Raw genomic sequence first — 17,494 nt, forward strand, 5'->3', positions numbered from 1 at the left:
TCTTAATTCTTTTTAAAAGGTAATCCTAATTCTGTTAATAGAGACTTTGCTTCTTTATCGGTTTTTGCAGATGTTACAAAAGTGATATCCATACCTGATATTTTGTTTACTTTATCAATATCAATTTCTGGGAAAATGATTTGTTCCAAAACACCAAGATTATAATTACCTCTTCCGTCAAATCCAGTAGCTTTAATACCACTGAAATCTCTAACACGTGGTAAAGCTGAAGTCACAAGTCTATCTAAAAACTCATACATTCTTTCTCCACGTAAAGTAACTTTTGCTCCAATAGGCATCCCTTTTCTCAATTTAAATGACGCAACGTCTTTCTTAGAGATAGTAGATACTGCTTTCTGTCCAGTGATCTTTGTTAACTCATCAACTGCATAGTCAATTAGTTTTTTATCAGATACAGCTGCACCAACTCCTTTACTTAAAACGATTTTTTCCAATTTGGGAACTTGCATTACGTTTATGTATCCGAATTCCTCTTTAAGAGAAGCAATTACTCTGCTCTTATATTCTTCTTTTAGTCTAGGTATATATGCCATTACTATAGTACTTGATTAGATTTTTTTGAAAATCTTACTTTCTTATCTCCTTCTACTCTAATACCAACTCTAGTTGTTTCCTTAGTTTTAGGATCAATTAAAGAGATGTTAGATATTTGTATAGAAGCTTCTTTCTTTACAATACCACCTTGAGGGCTTTTAGCACTTGGTTTCGTGTGTTTAGAAACCATGTTTACACCTTCAACAATTGCTTTGTTCTTTTCTTTGTCCACACGCAATACTTTACCTTCAGCACCTTTATGGTCTCCAGCAATTACTCTTACGATGTCACCTGATTTAATTTTTAGCTTTATCATCTTAAAACGAATTAAAGCACTTCTGGTGCTAATGATACAATTTTCATGAATTGTTTTTCACGAAGTTCTCTTGCTACTGGACCAAAAACACGAGTCCCTCTCATTTCCCCTGCAGCATTCAAAAGAACACATGCATTGTCATCGAAACGGATATAAGAACCATCAGCTCTTCTCACTTCTTTTTTGGTACGAACAACAACTGCAGTTGAAACAGCTCCTTTTTTAACGCTTCCGTTAGGTGCTGTATCTTTGATAGAAACTACAATTTTGTCACCAACAGAGGCATACCTTCTTTTGGTACCTCCTAAAACACGGATAGTTAAAACTTCTTTTGCTCCCGTATTATCTGCTACTTTTAATCTTGACTCTTGTTGTACCATAATTATTTAGCTCTTTCTAAGATTTCAACTAACCTCCAACATTTAGTTTTACTTAAAGGACGCGTTTCGCTGATCCTTACCGTATCGCCAATGTTACAGTCGTTCATTTCGTCGTGTGCGTGATACTTTTTAGTTTTCAACACGAACTTACCGTATAATGGGTGTTTTACTTTACGTACTTCAGCAACAACAATAGACTTATCCATTTTGTCTGAAGTGACAACACCAATTCTTTCTTTTCTTAAATTTCTTTTTTCTTCCATCTTTCAGCAGACTACAGTTATTGTAACTCTCTTTTAGTAAGTTCTGTAGCTAATCTAGCAACCACTCTTCTCGCACTTCTAATTTGAAGTGGGTTTTCAATTGGTGAAATAGCGTGAGCCATTTTTAGATCAGCATATGTTTTCTTAGACTGGCTAAGCTTTTCTTGCAACTCTGCTGCAGAAAGATCTTTTATTTCTGATTGTTTCATAATATAGTATAAATTATGCTTCGAAATCTCTAGCAACAACGAACTTAGTTTTTACTGGAAGCTTTTGAGCTGCAAGACGTAACGCCTCTTTTGCAACTGACAAAGGTACTCCTCCAACTTCAAACATAATTCTTCCGGGTTTAACAACAGCAGCCCAATATTCAACGGCTCCTTTTCCTTTACCCATACGTACCTCAAGAGGCTTCTTAGTAATTGGTTTGTCTGGAAATATTTTGATCCATAATTGTCCCTCTCTTTTCATGAAACGAGTTGCAGCAATACGCGCAGCTTCAATTTGACGAGAAGTTAAGAACATTCCATCTTCATGTACAGATTTAATACCAAACATTCCATTAGAAAGTTCATGCCCTCTTTGAGAGTTTCCTTTCATTTTACCTTTTTGTACCTTACGGTATTTTGTTCTTTTAGGCTGTAACATTTTTCTTTAATTTAAAAATTTACTTTCGTTTACGAGCGTCTGGTTTACCACCTTTGTTAAAAGGCTTTCTATCTCCTCTTGGAGAATCGCCACCTTTACCTCCACCAGTACCAGATTGTTTTTTGTCCATTCCAGCAAGTGGAGAAAGATCTCTCTTTCCATAAACTTCACCTTTCATGATCCATACTTTGATCCCCATTCTACCATAGGTAGTATGAGCTTCAGCCAAAGCATAATCAATATCAGCTCTGAAAGTTGATAGAGGAATTCTTCCTTCTTTGAAACCTTCTGAACGTGCCATCTCTGCACCATTCAAACGACCAGAAATCAAAACTTTGATACCTTCAGCGTTCATACGCATAGAAGCAGCAATAGCCATTTTGATTGCACGTCTGTAAGAAATACGGCTTTCGATTTGACGAGCGATGCTTGTTGCAACTAAATAAGCATCTAACTCAGGTCTTTTGATTTCAAAGATGTTGATTTGAACCTCTTTGTCAGTAATTTTCTTAAGTTCTTCTTTTAACTTGTCTACCTCTTGGCCACCTTTTCCGATAATGATACCAGGTCTAGCAGTAGTGATAGTAACGGTTACAAGTTTCAAAGTTCTCTCGATGATTACTTTTGATACACTAGCTTTTGATAATCGAGCATGGATGTACTTTCTGATTTTATAATCTTCGGCAAGTTTATCACCATAGTCATTTCCACCATACCAGTTTGAGTCCCATCCTCTGATGATACCAAGTCTATTTCCAATTGGATTTGTCTTTTGTCCCATCTTGTATTAAATTGCTTGTGTGTTATTAATAGATCCAAGCACGATTGTTACGTGGTTAGAACGTTTTCTAATTCTGTGCGCACGACCTTGTGGCGCTGGACGAAGTCTTTTCAACATCATTCCACCATCTACTGTTATCGTTTTTACAAATAAACCCGCTTCTTCCATATTAGCTTCAGGGTTTTTTGCTTGCCAGTTGGCAATTACAGATAAAACCAATTTCTCTAATTTTCTAGAAGCTTCTTTAGAACTAAATCTTAAGATGTTCAATGCTCTCTCTACCTTCTGACCTCTTACCAAGTCCGCTACTAAGCGCATTTTTCTAGGTGAAGTAGGGCAGTTATTCAATTTTGCGAAAGCAATAGACTTATTAGCCTCTTTTCTCGCATCTGCTGTTTCTCTTTTACGAACTCCCATTGCTTCTTATTTTTTACCTTTATTTTTTGCTCCAGCATGACCTCTAAAAGATCTAGTTGGTGAAAATTCTCCTAATTTGTGACCTACCATGTTTTCTGTTACGTAAACTGGTACAAACTGACGACCGTTATGAACAGCGATAGTTTGTCCAACAAAGTCTGGAGTAATCATTGAAGCCCTAGACCAAGTCTTAACCACTCCTTTATTTCCACCTGCGATGTTTTCTTGAACTTTCTTGTCTAACTTATAATGAACAAAAGGTCCTTTTTTTAATGAACGTGCCATATCTTATTATTTCTTTCTACGTTCTACGATATACTTGTTACTCGGGTTTTTCTTAGAACGAGTTCTATAACCTTTTGCTGGTATTCCATTTCTTGAACGTGGATGTCCACCAGAAGAACGTCCTTCACCACCACCCATTGGGTGATCGACAGGGTTCATTGCAACAGGTCTTGTTCTAGGTCTTCTTCCTAACCATCTTGATCTACCAGCTTTTCCTGATACAACTAATTGATGATCTGAATTAGATACTGCACCAATTGTAGCCGAACAAGTTAACAAGATTAATCTTGTTTCTCCTGAAGGCATTTTGATTGTTGCATATTTTCCATCTCTTGCCATTAACTGAGCAAATGTCCCAGCAGAACGAGCAATTACTGCTCCTTGCCCTGGTCTCAATTCGATACAAGAAATTACAGTTCCAAGTGGAACTTTACTTAAAGGTAAAGTATTACCAATTTCAGGTTGAGATTCTGGACCAGAAACTAATTTCTGTCCAACTTTCAATCCGTTTTGAGCAATAACATACGTTTTCTCACCATCAGCATAAGCTAACAGTGCGATAAAAGCAGTGCGATTTGGATCATATTCGATTGATTTCACTGTAGCTGGAATTCCTTCTTTTGTACGTTTGAAATCAATGATACGATATCTCTGCTTGTGACCACCACCCGTATAACGCATGGTCATCTTTCCTTGACTATTTCTACCACCAGAGTTTTTTATCGGCGCTATCAAAGAGCGTTCCGGCTTATCAGTTGTAATGGCGTCATAACCATTCACAACTCTAAATCGCTGACCTGGGGTAATAGGTTTTAATTTTCTTACTGACATTTTATCTTAGATATTGTTGTAAAAATCAATTGTTTCTCCTTCTTGTACTTGTACAATTGCTTTTTTAATAGCATTTGTCTTTCCACTGATTAAACCACTTTTAGTGTATTTAGTCGTTCTATCCGGTCTTACGTTCATCGTGTTAACACTCAAAATCGTTACTCCATAAGCAGCTTCTATAGCTTTCTTAATTTGTACTTTATTTGCTTTTTTGTCAACAACGAAGCCGAAACGGTTTAAAACTTCACTTTCTTTGGTTACTTTTTCCGTTACTATAGGCTTAATTATGATGCTCATATCCTATTATTTACTTAAATTTTCTTCAATTATCTCTAAAGAACTCTCTAAAAGTACTAAGTTATTAGCGTTTAGAATAGCGTAAGTGCTTAATTCTAAGCTACTTACAACGCTAGACCCTTTTAAATTGCGTGAGGACAAATATACATTTTTATTAGTATCGCCCAACACAAATAGTGATTTTTTATTTTCTAACTCTAAAGCTTTCAAAACATTAATGAAATTTTTAGTGTTTGGTGTTTCAAAATTAAAGTCTTCTAGTACAATTATATTTGACTCTTTAGCTTTAATTGAGAAAGCAGATTTTCTAGCCAATCTTTTCAAGTTTTTATTCAATTTGAATGAATAACTTCTTGGTCTTGGTCCAAAAACTGTTCCACCACCTTTAAACAATGGATTCTTTGCACTACCCGCACGAGCAGTACCAGTTCCTTTTTGTTTTTTTATCTTACGCGTACTTCCCGCTACTTCAGCTCTTTCTTTAGCCTTGTGCGTTCCTTGTCTTTGATTAGCAAGATATTGCTTAACATCAAGGTATACTGCGTGATTGTTTGGTTCTATACCAAATACTGAATCAGAAAGTTGAACTTTTCTTCCAGTATCTTTTCCGTTGAAATCTAATACTATTGCTTCCATTACTTCTGAATGATTACATAAGAGTTGTTATGACCAGGAACACATCCTTTTATAACCAGTAGGTTCTTTTCAGCCACTACTTTTAAAACTCTAAGGTTTTGAACTTTTACATTATCTCCTCCCATACGTCCAGCCATACGCATTCCTTTGAATACTCTAGATGGATAAGAAGAAGCTCCTACAGAACCTGGCGCTCTTAAACGGTTGTGTTGACCGTGAGTTGCTTGTCCAACACCACCAAAACCGTGACGTTTTACAACCCCTTGAAAACCTTTACCTTTAGATACACCTTGTACATCTACAAATTCTCCTTCAGCAAAAATAGAAACATCAATAAGATCTCCTAATTTTTGTTCAGTTGCAAAATCTTGGAATTCAACGACTTTTTTCTTAGCTACAGTTCCCGCTTTTTTAAAGTGACCTAAAGCCGCTTTAGTGGAATGTTTCTCGTTTTTGTCATCGAAACCAAGTTGCAACGCTTCGTACCCGTCAACACCTTTGGTTCTGACTTGGGTAACAACACATGGTCCAGCTTCGATTACTGTACAAGGAATATTTTTCCCGTTCTCGTCGAAAATGCTAGTCATGCCGATTTTTCTACCAATTAACCCAGACATAATTATTAATTATTAATTATTAAATATAAACATAGAACGCAGCTATTAACCGAATCCTATTTTTTTAAAGTGGTGCAAAAGTATAAATTATTTACACACAAACCAAAAAAATATTTTTCAATCAAAAGCAGCGTCCTTTTTTACTCTTAAACTACTTAAACTTTGATCTCAACTTCAACTCCACTTGGCAATTCAAGTTTCATTAGTGCATCAATAGTTTTAGATGATGATGAATAAATGTCAATCAATCTCTTATATGACATTACTTCAAATTGCTCTCTCGCTTTCTTGTTAACGTGTGGAGAACGCAATACAGTGAAAAGTTTTTTGTGAGTTGGTAAAGGAATTGGTCCTGTAACTACTGCGCCTGTACTCTTAACCGTTTTTACAATCTTTTCAGCAGACTTGTCTACCAACATGTGATCGTAAGATTTTAATTTTATTCTGATTTTTTGACTCATTTTCTTAAAGATTAAGCGTTTCCTTTTGCTTTTTTAATTACTGCTTCTGAAATATTAGCAGGTGTTTCAGCGTAGTGTGAAAATTCCATTGTAGAAGTTGCTCTACCAGAAGAAAGTGTTCTTAATGTTGTAACATAACCAAACATTTCTGATAACGGCACATCTGCTTTTATTGTTTTTGCACCAGCTCTATCGCCCATATCATTCACCTGACCTCTACGACGGTTGATATCACCTACAATATCTCCCATATTTTCTTCTGGTGTAATCACTTCCATTTTCATGATTGGCTCAAGGATGACAGCTCCAGCAGCTTTAGCTACTTCTCTGTATCCCATTCTAGCTGCTAATTCAAATGATAATGCATCTGAATCGACAGGGTGAAAAGATCCGTCTAATAAAGTTACTTTCAAACTATCTACTTGGTATCCTGCTAAAGGACCCGTTTTCATAGCTTCTCTAAACCCTTTTTCAACAGATGGAATATATTCTTTAGGAACGTTACCACCTTTTACTGCATTTACAAATTGCAATCCAACAGGAGCTTTACCATCCACTTCATCTGCTGGCTCTAGTTTAAATACGATATCACCGAATTTACCACGACCACCAGATTGTTTCTTGTATGTTTCTCTATGTTGAGCTGATCTTGTAAAAGCTTCTTTATATTCAACTTGAGGTTCACCTTGGTTTACTTCAACTTTAAACTCACGTCTCATACGATCGATAAGCACATCTAAGTGAAGTTCTCCCATTCCAGAAATAATAGTTTGGCCAGAAGCCTCATCTGTTCTTACTGTAAATGTTGGGTCTTCTTCCGCTAATTTAGCCAGAGCCATACCCATTTTATCAACATCAACCTTAGTTTTAGGCTCAATTGCAACCCCGATTACCGGAGCTGGAAATTTCATTGACTCAAGAATAATTGGGTGTTTTTCATCACACATTGTATCTCCAGTCTTGATATCTTTGAACCCAACTGCTGCACCAATATCACCCGCCTCGATGAAATCGATTGGATTTTGCTTGTTGGCATGCATTTGATAGATACGAGAAATTCTTTCTTTATTTCCTGAACGTGTATTTAAAATATACGAACCTGCATCTAAACGTCCTGAGTAAGCACGGAAGAAAGCTAATCGACCTACGAATGGGTCAGTAGCAATTTTAAAAGCTAATGCTGCAAAAGGTTCAGAAACTGAAGGCTTACGCAAAATTTTAACTTGATCTTCTTCTAGCAAATCAGCATCATCAGGATGTATTCCCCAAATACCTTCTTTCTCCATTGGAGATGGTAGGTATTTACAAACGGCATCTAATAAAAACTGAACTCCTTTGTTTTTAAACGATGATCCACATAGCATAGGAATGATTGCCATATCAATTGTAGCAGCTCTTAATGCTTTATTAATCTCTTCTTCAGTTATAGAAGTTTCATCTTCCATATATTTGTCTAAAAGATTCTCATCATAATCAGCAACAGCTTCAATTAATGCAGAACGATATTCCTTTACTTCGTCAACCATATCCGCAGGAATAGGCACTATCTCGTAAGTCGCTCCCATACCAGCATCATCCCAAACGATAGCTTGGTTCTTAACCAAATCAACGACACCTTTGAAATCATTTTCCTCCCCTATTGGTAAAGTAATTGCAACTGCGTTAGATTTTAACATGTCTCTAACTTGCTGACACACTCCTAAGAAGTTTGAACCTTGACGATCCATCTTATTTACGAATCCCATACGTGGCACTCTGTATTGATCCGCTAATCTCCAGTTCGTTTCAGATTGTGGCTCAACACCATCCACTGCACTAAATAAGAAAACTAAACCATCAAGCACACGCAGTGAACGATTTACTTCAACAGTAAAATCAACGTGTCCAGGAGTATCAATAATATTAAAGTGATACGGTAAAGATTCAGGTAATTTCTCACCTTGCTTTGTTGGGAAATTCCACTCACAAGTTGTAGCAGCAGAAGTAATTGTAATACCTCTTTCTTGCTCTTGCGCCATCCAGTCCATTGTTGCAGAACCTTCGTGCGTTTCCCCTATTTTGTGATTTTTTCCTGTATAGAAAAGAATACGCTCAGTTGTGGTTGTTTTACCAGCATCAATGTGCGCAGCGATTCCAATATTTCTTGTATATCTTAAGTCTCTAGCCATTTCTTATGAATTAAAATCTAAAGTGAGAGAAAGCTTTGTTAGCTTCTGCCATTTTGTGAGTATCCATTCTTTTCTTAACAGCAGCACCTTCCTCTTTAGCCGCAGCTAAACATTCAGAGGCTAACCTTTGAGCCATAGATTTTTCATTTCTTCTTCTTGAATAAAGTATCAACCACTTCATTGCCATCGAAATTTTTCTATCTGGTCTAATTTGCATCGGAATTTGGAATGTAGCTCCACCTACTCTACGACTACGTACTTCTACGTGAGGCATAACATTAGTCAAAGCATCTTTCCATATCTCTAATGATGGCTTTTCTGCATCTTGTTTTTTAGACTCAATGATGTCAATAGCATCATAAAATACTTTAAACGCTGTCGATTTTTTTCCATCCCACATTAAGTTGTTCACAAAACGTGTTACCAGTTGATCATTAAATCTTGGATCTGGTAAAAGTGGTCTTTTCTTTGCCGCTCTTTTTCTCATGTCTTTTTGTTTAAAAAAAGTCGTAAAGTCATAACGTCTAAAAGTCTTAAAGCATCATATAAATGATCTTTCGACTTTCGACTTTTGACTTTTGACTAATTAATTACTTTTTTGCTTCTTTTGGGCGTTTAGCTCCGTACTTAGATCTTCTTTGCGTTCTTCCAGCTACTCCTGACGTATCAAGTGCACCACGAACGATGTGATATCTAACTCCTGGTAAATCCTTTACCCTTCCACCCCTAACTAATACTATCGAGTGCTCTTGTAGATTGTGTCCTTCACCAGGGATGTAGGCATTTACTTCATTACCATTTGTCAAACGTACACGCGCTACTTTACGCATTGCAGAGTTTGGTTTTTTAGGTGTTGTAGTGTAAACACGCGTACAAACCCCTCTTCTTTGAGGACAAGAATCTAAAGCAACCGATTTACTCTTCTTAGTCATCTGAGTTCTTCCTGTTCTTACTAATTGTTGAATTGTTGGCATAATTAATACTAAAAATTTCTTATTATATTAAAATCCCGCTTTTTACGGGGTTGCAAATGTAGAAAATATTTTTTACATCACAAACCACAAATCATTAATTTTTCCTTCAACTAATAATTTGTTTTCCAAAGGGATAATGGAGAATTCAATGCTTAAAATAAAGTTTTATCATAGAATTAACTTCCGCTGCGGAAATACCTTATTTCTTTTAAAAGTATATTTATTCAAATCCAAAGTGTAAAAAATAATGAAATTTTATTTTACTAAAATGCCTTTATTCATAATATTTCTTGACTTGAAAGACTATTTAGACCATTTATTTTTTAAGTGAAAACATTTACTCTTAGATCTAACGCTGTATGAATAAGATATTATTCCTACTTTCAATCATTTAAATTTCTTATTGAAAGCTAAACGAATGATATTTGCGTTAAATTCTCAAAAACTACTTAAACCTTGAAAGCGATATTAATTTTACTTTTTTTTATAATCTTAAATCAAATCACTTTTGCCCAAGAAATTGAGTTAACAATAGTAGGACAAACAAAATTCGAAACAAGTTTAATAGATTCTATACGGTACAGTTCTAAACATAATAATTTAACTGCTATTGATAAAGAGATAAAATTAATGTCAAGTAAACTAACTCAGTTAGGTTATTTAGAAAACAGTCCAATTAATATAGTAACAATAAAGGACTCGATTTATCAAGCTCAATTTAGTCTAGGTGAAAAAACACAATGCATAAGTATCTCTATAGGATCGAATGTAACGGTGAAAAATATAGTTATAGCAAATATATCTGACGGCAAAATTGACATTCCGTATCACAACATAGAGGCATTTTTAAAACAAACGATAGAGCAATTAGAGCAAAAAGGCTTCTCTCTAGCTGAATTAAAATTAATTAATCTTGAAAAAAAAGATGGCAAGTTAACAGCTGATCTAAAGGTAGAACTAAACCAGCAGCGAATACTTAGTTCTATTAAACTTATTTATCCAGAAACTATGAATAAGCTTCAATTTCCGGCCGGACATTTGAAGCAAGTTTCTAAAAAGTATAAAAATACTGTTTTTAATCAAAAAATACTGTCTCGAATTCACGATGAGTTTAATACTTTTTCTTACGTTAATCAAATAAAATATCCTGAAATCTTATTTACTAAAGACACGACCTCCGTTTTTGTCTACTTAGAAAAAAGAAGCTCCAACACATTTGACGGTTTTCTTGGATTTGCTAATGATGAAAACAAAAAAATAATTTTTACTGGATATTTAGATATTAGTTTAGAAAATATTTTACAAAGAGGTGAGAAGTTTTCCGTTTTTTGGAAGAGTGATGGAAAGGAGCAAAAAACATTTAAAACAAGTTTAGAGCTTCCTTACCTTTTTAAAACTCCTTTTGGAATTAAGGCTCAACTTAACATTTTTAGACAAGATTCGACCTATCAAAATACGGACACTAAAATTGATTTAAGCTATTATATCAATTACAACGCCCGTTTATACATGGGGTACCACATTACAGCATCAAGTGATATTCAAAAATCTTTGAATGCATCGATCAGCGACTTTAATACCACTAATTTAAATACCAACTTTGAATATGTAAAACAAAATAATAGAGAAGCTCTCTTCCCCTTACAGTCTAAATTTTCAGCTTCTATTTCTTTAGGCAAAAGAGAAATTAGTGAAATCACTAACAACTCAAAGGACAGTCAATTAGCCATTCACATTAACGCCCTACATACCTTCAATTTTAATAGAAGAAATTCTATTTACCTAAATAGCCAAAATAGTTATTTGCAAAGCAAGCGGTATATTATAAACGAATTATTCCGGTTTGGCGGCTTAAATAGTGTACGAGGATTTGCTGAAAACAGTTTGCAAGGCTATTATTTTTCAAATATTCAAACAGAATATCGTTATATAGTTTCACCAAATCTTTATGCTCATACCATATTAGACTATAGCATTTTAAAAAATAAAACATCTGTAGATAACTTAGAAATATCAAATAATTTAATAGGTTTAGGACTAGGAATAGGATTAAAAACTAAGAATGGATTATTAAAATTAGCCTTTGCAAATGGCCGTGCCAAAAGACAGGAATTCGTTTTTTCTAACACAATAACTCATATAAGTTATAATGTTAAATTTTAAATTTATCTTAAAAATACCTTAAAACATATTAGGAATGTTAACAATTTATTGTGAAGTTTGTGAAACTAATTCAAAAAAATTAAAAATGAAACTAAAGTTCAATGGATTCTTAACACTGTTACTAGTGTTAGTAGCGCAAATCACTTTTGCGCAAGAAAGGGTTGTTTCAGGGACTGTTTCCGATAATGCAGGATTGCCTATTCCAGGTGTGAATGTATTAGTAAAGGGAACACAAACGTCTACACAAACTGATTTTGATGGAAAATTTTCTATCAGAGCAACACCTAGACAGGTTTTGGCATTTAGCTATATTGGGATGAAATCTCAAGAAGTGACTGCTAATTCCATAAATATCAATGTTAAACTGAAAGATGATTCAGTTTTATTAGAAGGTGTAGTAGTTACTGCATTAGGTATTAAAAGAAGACCAAAGGAACTTTCTTATGGTACTGAAAATTTAAAAAGTGACGAATTGACAAAAACTAAAGCTGTAAACGTGGCTACAGCATTAGCAGGTAAGGTATCAGGTTTACAAGTAAATATTGTAAATAACGGTATTAACCCAAACACAAGAGTTGTTTTAAGAGGTAATAGATCATTGTTAGGGAATAATCAAGCACTTATCGTAATTGATGGTTTTCCATCAGCTAGAGGAGTTCTCGATAGAATTAATCCAAATGATATTGACAACGTAACAATCTTAAAAGGAGCTAATGCATCTGCACTTTATGGATCAGAAGCTGCAAATGGTGTATTAGTAGTAACAACTAAAAAAGGTAGTGGAAAATTAACAATTAGCTATGATACTTCGGTTCAGATAGAGAATGTTTCTTATCTACCAGAAATTCAGTCTGAATTTGGTGTAGGAGGGTTTCCTGATGGAACACTTTATCCATTAGAAAATGTTAACTGGGGTCCTCGTTATGATGGTCGTTTAGTAGACGCTAGTGAAACGTTAGATGATGGATCTGTATTTCAGGTTCCTTTTTCACCAATTAAAAACAATGTAAGAAACTTTTTTGATACAGGCGTTTCAACTAGACACGGGGTAACATTAAAAGGTGGTGATGAAACTAGCGATTTTTTGTTTTCAATTGACCAAACTAACACTACAGGTATTGTCCCTAATGACAGTTACAATAGAACTAATGGAAGATTAAAAGCAAGTAGAAAATTTAACAAATTAACTGTTGGTGGTAATGTCTCTTTCTTTAGAGCACATACCAATCAAGTAAGTTCTTCTGGCGGAAGACAAGGTCGTCCTGTGTACTGGAATGTTTTAAACACTCCATTGCATATTCCATTAGATCAAATGAAAAACTGGCAAACTGGAAAATACACTAGAAATGAAGTTTCTTTTTATAGATTTTATGAAAATCCATATTTCATAATTGACACACAAAGAGAAAAAACAGATTATAATGAATTCAATATTTTGTCAAACATTGATTATGACATTACTGACTATTTAACATTATCAGTAAATACAGGTTATACGACTTTCTCTCAAAATTTTAAAAGACAATTCGGAGCTTTTAAATATGCCTTTCAATTAAAGAACACTTATTCTGATATGGATCCTTACGGACCAAGAACTGCTGCAAGTATCAATACTGGTCAAAGACTTAACAACGATATTTTATTGAAATTTGATAAAAATTTTAATGACAAATTTAGTGTTAAAATGACTGCTGGCGCTAATACTAGATTAACAGCAGCTAATTCTATTGATGTGAATGGAAGTAACTTAATTATTCCAGATTTTTATAATGTTTCCACAAGAACAGGAGAATTAGGAGGTGGTGAATCTACCACACTATTTAGAAGACAAGGTGTTTATGGCGATCTTACTTTAGGATTTAAAGATTACATTTTCTTAAACGTAACTGCAAGAAACGACTGGTCGTCTTCATTGCCTAAAGATAGTAACTCTTACTTTTATCCAGGTGCAGGATTATCGTTTTTAGTTTCAGATGCGTTTCCAAATATAAAATCTGATAATGGTATCAGCGTTTTAAAAGCAACGGTCAACGTAACTAAATCAGGTAATGACGCTGGTGCTTATGATATACAAGGCATATTTGCAGCGCCAGCTGGATTTCCTTATGGATCTACAGTTGCATTATCACAAGGTTCAAGAGATCCAGATATCAATTTAAATCCTGAATTTACTTTATCAAAAGAAGTAGGTATTGAATTAGGAATGTTTAATAATAGATTACAATTTAATGGCACAATCTATCAAACAAATACTACTGACCAAATTGTACCAATAAACGTGTCAACAACATCTGGAGCTACTAGTATATTGACTAATATAGGAGAGATTCAAAACGTTGGTATTGAACTTGATTTAAAGGGAACTTTTGTTAAAACAGAAGACTTCTCTTGGAAGTTGGGAATGAATTATTCAGGTTTTGATTCTGAAGTTATTTCTTTGATCGACGGACTTGAGGAAGTGCCAATAGGTGGTTTAGGTGAAGCAGCTGTTGTAGCAAGAGTAGGAGAATCATATCCTTTATTAAAAACACCAGCGTACTCTAGGGATCCACAAGGTCGAATTATAGTTGGTGATAATGGAAATCCATTAAAAGACTCTCAAAACCAAGTGCAAGGGCAAACTACACCTAAATACATTGTTGGTTTAAATAACAGCTTTACTTATAAAGGATTTACATTATATGCTGTTGCTGATTACAGAACGGGACATATATTTTATAACAATTTAAATCAGTTGTTAGAATTTACAGGTTTAACTCAACATAGTGTTACAGCAGGAAGACAACCATTTGTATTCCCAAATTCGTCTTACTCTGATGGTGCTGGAGGATTTATTGCAAATACAAATCGTTTGACAGCAAGTGGAGGAAATGCTTTTTGGGATGATTATAGCGATGTTACTGAAAATTATATTTCTGATGCGACTACATTAAAATTAAGAGAAGTATCGTTGTCATACGACTTTTCAAGTGACTTTACATCGAAAATAGGGATTCAGTCTATGAATATAGGTGTATTTGGTAGAAATCTTGTGACTTTAAGACCAAAAGACAATGTCACTACAGATCCTGAATTTAATATAGATGCTGGTAACGGTGTAGGTGTAGGTTCTCAAGCACAAACACCACCTACAAGACAGTTTGGTCTAAACTTCAATATAACATTTTAATATAAAAAATATGAACACAATAAAAATCGTAAAATCATGTGTAGTGCTATTAATCGCTACTATGACTACAATAAGTTGTAGTGATTATTTAGATGTCAATACAAATCCAAATAATCCTGCTGAATCTACACCAGGCTTGACATTGCCAGCAGCACAGCGTAATCTCACTGCTTTAAATGCACAGCAAATGACTTACCTTGGTCAATACCTTGCATACAATTGGGCAACACCTTCAAACTGGTCAGCTAATCAAGAATTTTATAGGTACACTATAAATTCAAATTTTTATGGAAATATTTTTGAATCCTCTTATGCAACTATTTTTAGAGATTTGACGTATGTTCAAAACTATAATGATGCATCAGGTGCAGTCAATTATGACGCATATAAAGCAATCGCTGTAACACTTAAAGGATTTCAGTATCAGTATTTGGTAGATCTATACGGAGATGTTCCTTACACAGAGGCAAACTTAAGAAGTGCTAATATCACTCCTAAGTATGATGATGCGCAAACTATTTATAAAGCTGTTATTGCTGAATTGACAACTGCTGCATCAACTGCATTAAGTTTACCAACAAATGCTGAAAATCCTGGTAGTAAAGACATTATGAATGGAGGAGACATGAAGAGATGGGCTCGGTTTGCTAATACAATCAAGTTAAGAATGTTAGTTCGTCTAAGCAATACTAACCAAGATACATATATCAAAGCGCAAATTGCTTCTATAAATGCTAACGGCGCTGGTTATATTCAAGCTGACATAAGTACAAATCCAGGCTATAGCGATAATGCAAGTAAGCAAAACCCGTTTTATGGCTATTTTAGAAATGTTACTACAAATACACAAACTGATAGAGGAGATTTTACTGTAGCGACTGATTATGTATTAAATTACTTAACAACTACTAATGATCCACGTTTAAACAGATTGTATGCCCCAGCTGAAACTGGCGGTGCTTTCAAAGGAGCTCCTCAAATTACCACGCTTCCGGGTACTGGATTTACTTCTAAGAATTTATCTAAGGTAGGTCCCGGACTAATTACAACTGTTGACGCAAACCAAGTTGTAATGTCAATGCCAGAAGCATTATTATTACAGGCAGAAGCAATACAAAGAGGATATATTGCAGGTGGAGAAGCAGCTGCGAAAGCTAAATATGAAGAAGCAATTGTAGCCTCATTTACTAGATTAGGTGTTGCTAACCCTGCAGTTGCTGCTGCTACTTACTATTCTCAAGACATTGCCAATGTAAACTGGGGATCATCAGCTAATAAAATTCAAGCGATAATCACTCAAAAATGGGTTGCATTAAATGGTACATCTTCAATTGAATTATGGATTGAAAAAACTAGAACTGGATTTCCAGCTAATTTACCACAACCTGTTGAAGGTGGTGGAACTCGTCCCGTACGCTTGCTTTACCCTGGTTCAGAAATCGCTCGAAATGCACTGAATGTTCCAGCTCAAACAGCAACAACGCCCTTTACTGCTAATCCATTTTGGAAATAAAAATTAAAAACATGAGAAATATATTAAATAAATCAAGAGTCGCAGGACTAGTAATGCTCGTGTTAGCTTTTAGCTCATGTGATGCCATATTAGATCAAGATAAAACAGATTTCGGTAATGGCCCAGTATTAACCTCATTTGCTAAACCAGTAAATGTGGTAAATATTGTTAAGGACGTTGCTAACACACCAGTAAAATATGAATTTGATTTAACATATAATGGTGGCAAAGGTTTACCCTTAGATAAAGACGTTACGGTGGTTATTGCAACGAGCCCTAAATCTGTAGCTAAAGAAGGGGTTGAGTTTTCACTACCTGTAAAATCATTTACTATTCCTGCTGGTACAAAAACAGCAAAAGGTTCTTTATCGATTTTAACTGGCGGTTTGGTTCCATTTGTATTTAAAGATATAGTTTTAGAGATTAAAGAATCTTCTGAATCTGTAGCTGAGTTGAATACAATTACGATTACCGTAAAGGCATTAGGAGCAAACAGTCTAGCAGGAACTTATGAGATAATTACAGGTAGCTACTGGAGAATTGGTGTACCACAAGCATCCTTTGCAGCTACTGGTGGTGGTAAAAGAGTTATTGAAGCAATTTCAGAAACATTATACAAACATACTGAGTACGTGGGTAGTTTTGCGGGACAGCCATGGTACTTCTCTGTTGATGACGCTAACAAAATAACTGTTTCTTTACAAGATCCTTCTGGAGCTAATATCAAATTAAATAATCAGCCTATCATTACATGTGAGTCTAACGCAGGAAATATGACTAATGCTAAGTGTGGAACTTCTAATTTTGTCACAAGAACAAATGATAGAAAAGATGTAATAAATGTTTCCGTTGGTTATTTATCACCTGATGGGCCTAGAGAATTTTACGAAGTTTTACGTAGAATAGAATAAATTATTAGGTCTCTTATAATATTTTAAAAACCATCAGCTTTCGCTGATGGTTTTTTTGTTACATAAAAAATTTTAAATAATTTAAGTCTTTCATATTATAAGTGGTCAT

General features: G+C 34.7%; 21 protein-coding genes. 4 read left to right on the plus strand and 17 right to left on the minus strand.

Features of this window, described 5'->3' with window-relative positions:
* Window positions 1–2: 2 nt before the first annotated feature.
* The 17 genes from rplE to rpsL all read right to left on the minus strand — a co-directional run bounded on the left by rplE (window position 3) and on the right by rpsL (window position 9,629).
* Window positions 3–554, minus strand: coding sequence for a 50S ribosomal protein L5 (gene rplE, locus RCH18_RS03955; protein WP_072992290.1), 552 nt, complete (start codon window positions 552–554; stop codon window positions 3–5).
* 2 nt (window positions 555–556) lie between these two features.
* The gene (rplX, locus tag RCH18_RS03960; protein WP_326935465.1) at window positions 557–871 is read right to left on the minus strand and encodes a 50S ribosomal protein L24; all 315 of its coding nucleotides are present in this window, start codon (window positions 869–871) and stop codon (window positions 557–559) included.
* A gap of 11 nt (window positions 872–882) precedes the next feature.
* Window positions 883–1,251: a 50S ribosomal protein L14 gene (gene rplN / locus RCH18_RS03965; protein ID WP_026717863.1), complete on the minus strand. Its 369-nt coding sequence runs from the start codon at window positions 1,249–1,251 to the stop codon at window positions 883–885.
* Window positions 1,252–1,253: 2 nt separating this feature from the next.
* Complete coding sequence (gene rpsQ, locus RCH18_RS03970) at window positions 1,254–1,514, minus strand: 30S ribosomal protein S17 (RefSeq protein ID WP_072992295.1); 261 nt, start codon at window positions 1,512–1,514, stop codon at window positions 1,254–1,256.
* A 17-nt stretch (window positions 1,515–1,531) separates the two neighbouring features.
* Entirely contained in the window at window positions 1,532–1,723 is a 192-nt protein-coding gene (rpmC, locus tag RCH18_RS03975) for a 50S ribosomal protein L29 (protein WP_326935466.1), read from the minus strand.
* Window positions 1,724–1,736: 13 nt separating this feature from the next.
* A complete protein-coding gene (gene rplP / locus RCH18_RS03980; RefSeq protein WP_007803637.1) occupies window positions 1,737–2,162 on the minus strand; it encodes a 50S ribosomal protein L16 in 426 nt (141 codons plus the stop codon).
* A 19-nt stretch (window positions 2,163–2,181) separates the two neighbouring features.
* Complete coding sequence (rpsC, locus tag RCH18_RS03985; RefSeq protein WP_326935467.1) at window positions 2,182–2,943, minus strand: 30S ribosomal protein S3; 762 nt, start codon at window positions 2,941–2,943, stop codon at window positions 2,182–2,184.
* 6 nt (window positions 2,944–2,949) lie between these two features.
* On the minus strand, window positions 2,950–3,360 hold the full coding sequence (gene rplV, locus RCH18_RS03990; protein ID WP_066081038.1) for a 50S ribosomal protein L22: 411 nt from the start codon (window positions 3,358–3,360) through the stop codon (window positions 2,950–2,952).
* Window positions 3,361–3,366: 6 nt separating this feature from the next.
* Window positions 3,367–3,645 (minus strand): 30S ribosomal protein S19, encoded by a 279-nt coding sequence (gene rpsS / locus RCH18_RS03995; protein WP_007136562.1) that lies wholly within the window; start codon window positions 3,643–3,645, stop codon window positions 3,367–3,369.
* Between the two features lie 6 nt (window positions 3,646–3,651).
* Window positions 3,652–4,476: a 50S ribosomal protein L2 gene (gene rplB / locus RCH18_RS04000; protein ID WP_072992303.1), complete on the minus strand. Its 825-nt coding sequence runs from the start codon at window positions 4,474–4,476 to the stop codon at window positions 3,652–3,654.
* 6 nt (window positions 4,477–4,482) lie between these two features.
* Window positions 4,483–4,773 (minus strand): 50S ribosomal protein L23, encoded by a 291-nt coding sequence (gene rplW, locus RCH18_RS04005; protein ID WP_066081040.1) that lies wholly within the window; start codon window positions 4,771–4,773, stop codon window positions 4,483–4,485.
* A gap of 6 nt (window positions 4,774–4,779) precedes the next feature.
* On the minus strand, window positions 4,780–5,409 hold the full coding sequence (gene rplD, locus RCH18_RS04010; RefSeq protein WP_326935468.1) for a 50S ribosomal protein L4: 630 nt from the start codon (window positions 5,407–5,409) through the stop codon (window positions 4,780–4,782).
* Window positions 5,409–6,026: a 50S ribosomal protein L3 gene (gene rplC, locus RCH18_RS04015; RefSeq protein WP_072945403.1), complete on the minus strand. Its 618-nt coding sequence runs from the start codon at window positions 6,024–6,026 to the stop codon at window positions 5,409–5,411. The genes rplD and rplC overlap by 1 nt, the downstream gene beginning before the upstream one ends.
* Before the next feature lie 155 nt (window positions 6,027–6,181).
* Complete coding sequence (gene rpsJ, locus RCH18_RS04020; RefSeq protein WP_011963470.1) at window positions 6,182–6,487, minus strand: 30S ribosomal protein S10; 306 nt, start codon at window positions 6,485–6,487, stop codon at window positions 6,182–6,184.
* Window positions 6,488–6,498: 11 nt separating this feature from the next.
* The gene (gene fusA / locus RCH18_RS04025; protein WP_326935469.1) at window positions 6,499–8,655 is read right to left on the minus strand and encodes an elongation factor G; all 2,157 of its coding nucleotides are present in this window, start codon (window positions 8,653–8,655) and stop codon (window positions 6,499–6,501) included.
* A 10-nt stretch (window positions 8,656–8,665) separates the two neighbouring features.
* Window positions 8,666–9,142, minus strand: coding sequence for a 30S ribosomal protein S7 (gene rpsG / locus RCH18_RS04030; RefSeq protein ID WP_035668130.1), 477 nt, complete (start codon window positions 9,140–9,142; stop codon window positions 8,666–8,668).
* A 103-nt stretch (window positions 9,143–9,245) separates the two neighbouring features.
* Window positions 9,246–9,629 carry a 30S ribosomal protein S12 gene (gene rpsL / locus RCH18_RS04035; protein WP_022828353.1) on the minus strand — a complete coding sequence of 128 codons (384 nt, stop codon included), beginning with the start codon at window positions 9,627–9,629 and terminating at the stop codon, window positions 9,246–9,248.
* Between the two features lie 456 nt (window positions 9,630–10,085).
* Here rpsL and RCH18_RS04040 point away from each other — a divergent pair, with 456 nt between their 5' ends.
* From RCH18_RS04040 to RCH18_RS04055, 4 genes are all read left to right on the plus strand, one after another.
* Window positions 10,086–11,792 carry a hypothetical protein gene (locus tag RCH18_RS04040; protein WP_326935470.1) on the plus strand — a complete coding sequence of 569 codons (1,707 nt, stop codon included), beginning with the start codon at window positions 10,086–10,088 and terminating at the stop codon, window positions 11,790–11,792.
* Between the two features lie 85 nt (window positions 11,793–11,877).
* The gene (locus RCH18_RS04045; RefSeq protein ID WP_326935471.1) at window positions 11,878–14,961 is read left to right on the plus strand and encodes a SusC/RagA family TonB-linked outer membrane protein; all 3,084 of its coding nucleotides are present in this window, start codon (window positions 11,878–11,880) and stop codon (window positions 14,959–14,961) included.
* Window positions 14,962–14,971: 10 nt separating this feature from the next.
* Window positions 14,972–16,474, plus strand: a complete 1,503-nt coding sequence (locus RCH18_RS04050; protein WP_326935472.1) for a SusD/RagB family nutrient-binding outer membrane lipoprotein — start codon at window positions 14,972–14,974, stop codon at window positions 16,472–16,474.
* Between the two features lie 11 nt (window positions 16,475–16,485).
* Complete coding sequence (locus tag RCH18_RS04055) at window positions 16,486–17,385, plus strand: hypothetical protein (RefSeq protein WP_326935473.1); 900 nt, start codon at window positions 16,486–16,488, stop codon at window positions 17,383–17,385.
* Window positions 17,386–17,494: the final 109 nt, after the last annotated feature.

The organism is Flavobacterium sp. PL11 (genome assembly GCF_035985025.1).
Classification (GTDB): Bacteria; Bacteroidota; Bacteroidia; order Flavobacteriales; family Flavobacteriaceae; genus Flavobacterium.

Excerpts from the sequence above, each read along its gene's own strand:
- rplE (WP_072992290.1), bottom strand. The coding sequence starts at position 554 with ATGGCATATATACCTAGACTAAAAGAAGAATATAAGAGCAGAGTAATT.
- rplX (WP_326935465.1), bottom strand. The coding sequence starts at position 871 with ATGATAAAGCTAAAAATTAAATCAGGTGACATCGTAAGAGTAATTGCT.
- rplN (WP_026717863.1), bottom strand. The coding sequence starts at position 1,251 with ATGGTACAACAAGAGTCAAGATTAAAAGTAGCAGATAATACGGGAGCA.
- rpsQ (WP_072992295.1), bottom strand. The coding sequence starts at position 1,514 with ATGGAAGAAAAAAGAAATTTAAGAAAAGAAAGAATTGGTGTTGTCACT.
- rpmC (WP_326935466.1), bottom strand. The coding sequence starts at position 1,723 with ATGAAACAATCAGAAATAAAAGATCTTTCTGCAGCAGAGTTGCAAGAA.
- rplP (WP_007803637.1), bottom strand. The coding sequence starts at position 2,162 with ATGTTACAGCCTAAAAGAACAAAATACCGTAAGGTACAAAAAGGTAAA.
- rpsC (WP_326935467.1), bottom strand. The coding sequence starts at position 2,943 with ATGGGACAAAAGACAAATCCAATTGGAAATAGACTTGGTATCATCAGA.
- rplV (WP_066081038.1), bottom strand. The coding sequence starts at position 3,360 with ATGGGAGTTCGTAAAAGAGAAACAGCAGATGCGAGAAAAGAGGCTAAT.
- rpsS (WP_007136562.1), bottom strand. The coding sequence starts at position 3,645 with ATGGCACGTTCATTAAAAAAAGGACCTTTTGTTCATTATAAGTTAGAC.
- rplB (WP_072992303.1), bottom strand. The coding sequence starts at position 4,476 with ATGTCAGTAAGAAAATTAAAACCTATTACCCCAGGTCAGCGATTTAGA.
- rplW (WP_066081040.1), bottom strand. The coding sequence starts at position 4,773 with ATGAGCATCATAATTAAGCCTATAGTAACGGAAAAAGTAACCAAAGAA.
- rplD (WP_326935468.1), bottom strand. The coding sequence starts at position 5,409 with ATGGAAGCAATAGTATTAGATTTCAACGGAAAAGATACTGGAAGAAAA.
- rplC (WP_072945403.1), bottom strand. The coding sequence starts at position 6,026 with ATGTCTGGGTTAATTGGTAGAAAAATCGGCATGACTAGCATTTTCGAC.
- rpsJ (WP_011963470.1), bottom strand. The coding sequence starts at position 6,487 with ATGAGTCAAAAAATCAGAATAAAATTAAAATCTTACGATCACATGTTG.
- fusA (WP_326935469.1), bottom strand. The coding sequence starts at position 8,655 with ATGGCTAGAGACTTAAGATATACAAGAAATATTGGAATCGCTGCGCAC.
- rpsG (WP_035668130.1), bottom strand. The coding sequence starts at position 9,142 with ATGAGAAAAAGAGCGGCAAAGAAAAGACCACTTTTACCAGATCCAAGA.
- rpsL (WP_022828353.1), bottom strand. The coding sequence starts at position 9,629 with ATGCCAACAATTCAACAATTAGTAAGAACAGGAAGAACTCAGATGACT.
- RCH18_RS04045 (WP_326935471.1), top strand. The coding sequence starts at position 11,878 with ATGAAACTAAAGTTCAATGGATTCTTAACACTGTTACTAGTGTTAGTA.
- RCH18_RS04050 (WP_326935472.1), top strand. The coding sequence starts at position 14,972 with ATGAACACAATAAAAATCGTAAAATCATGTGTAGTGCTATTAATCGCT.
- RCH18_RS04055 (WP_326935473.1), top strand. The coding sequence starts at position 16,486 with ATGAGAAATATATTAAATAAATCAAGAGTCGCAGGACTAGTAATGCTC.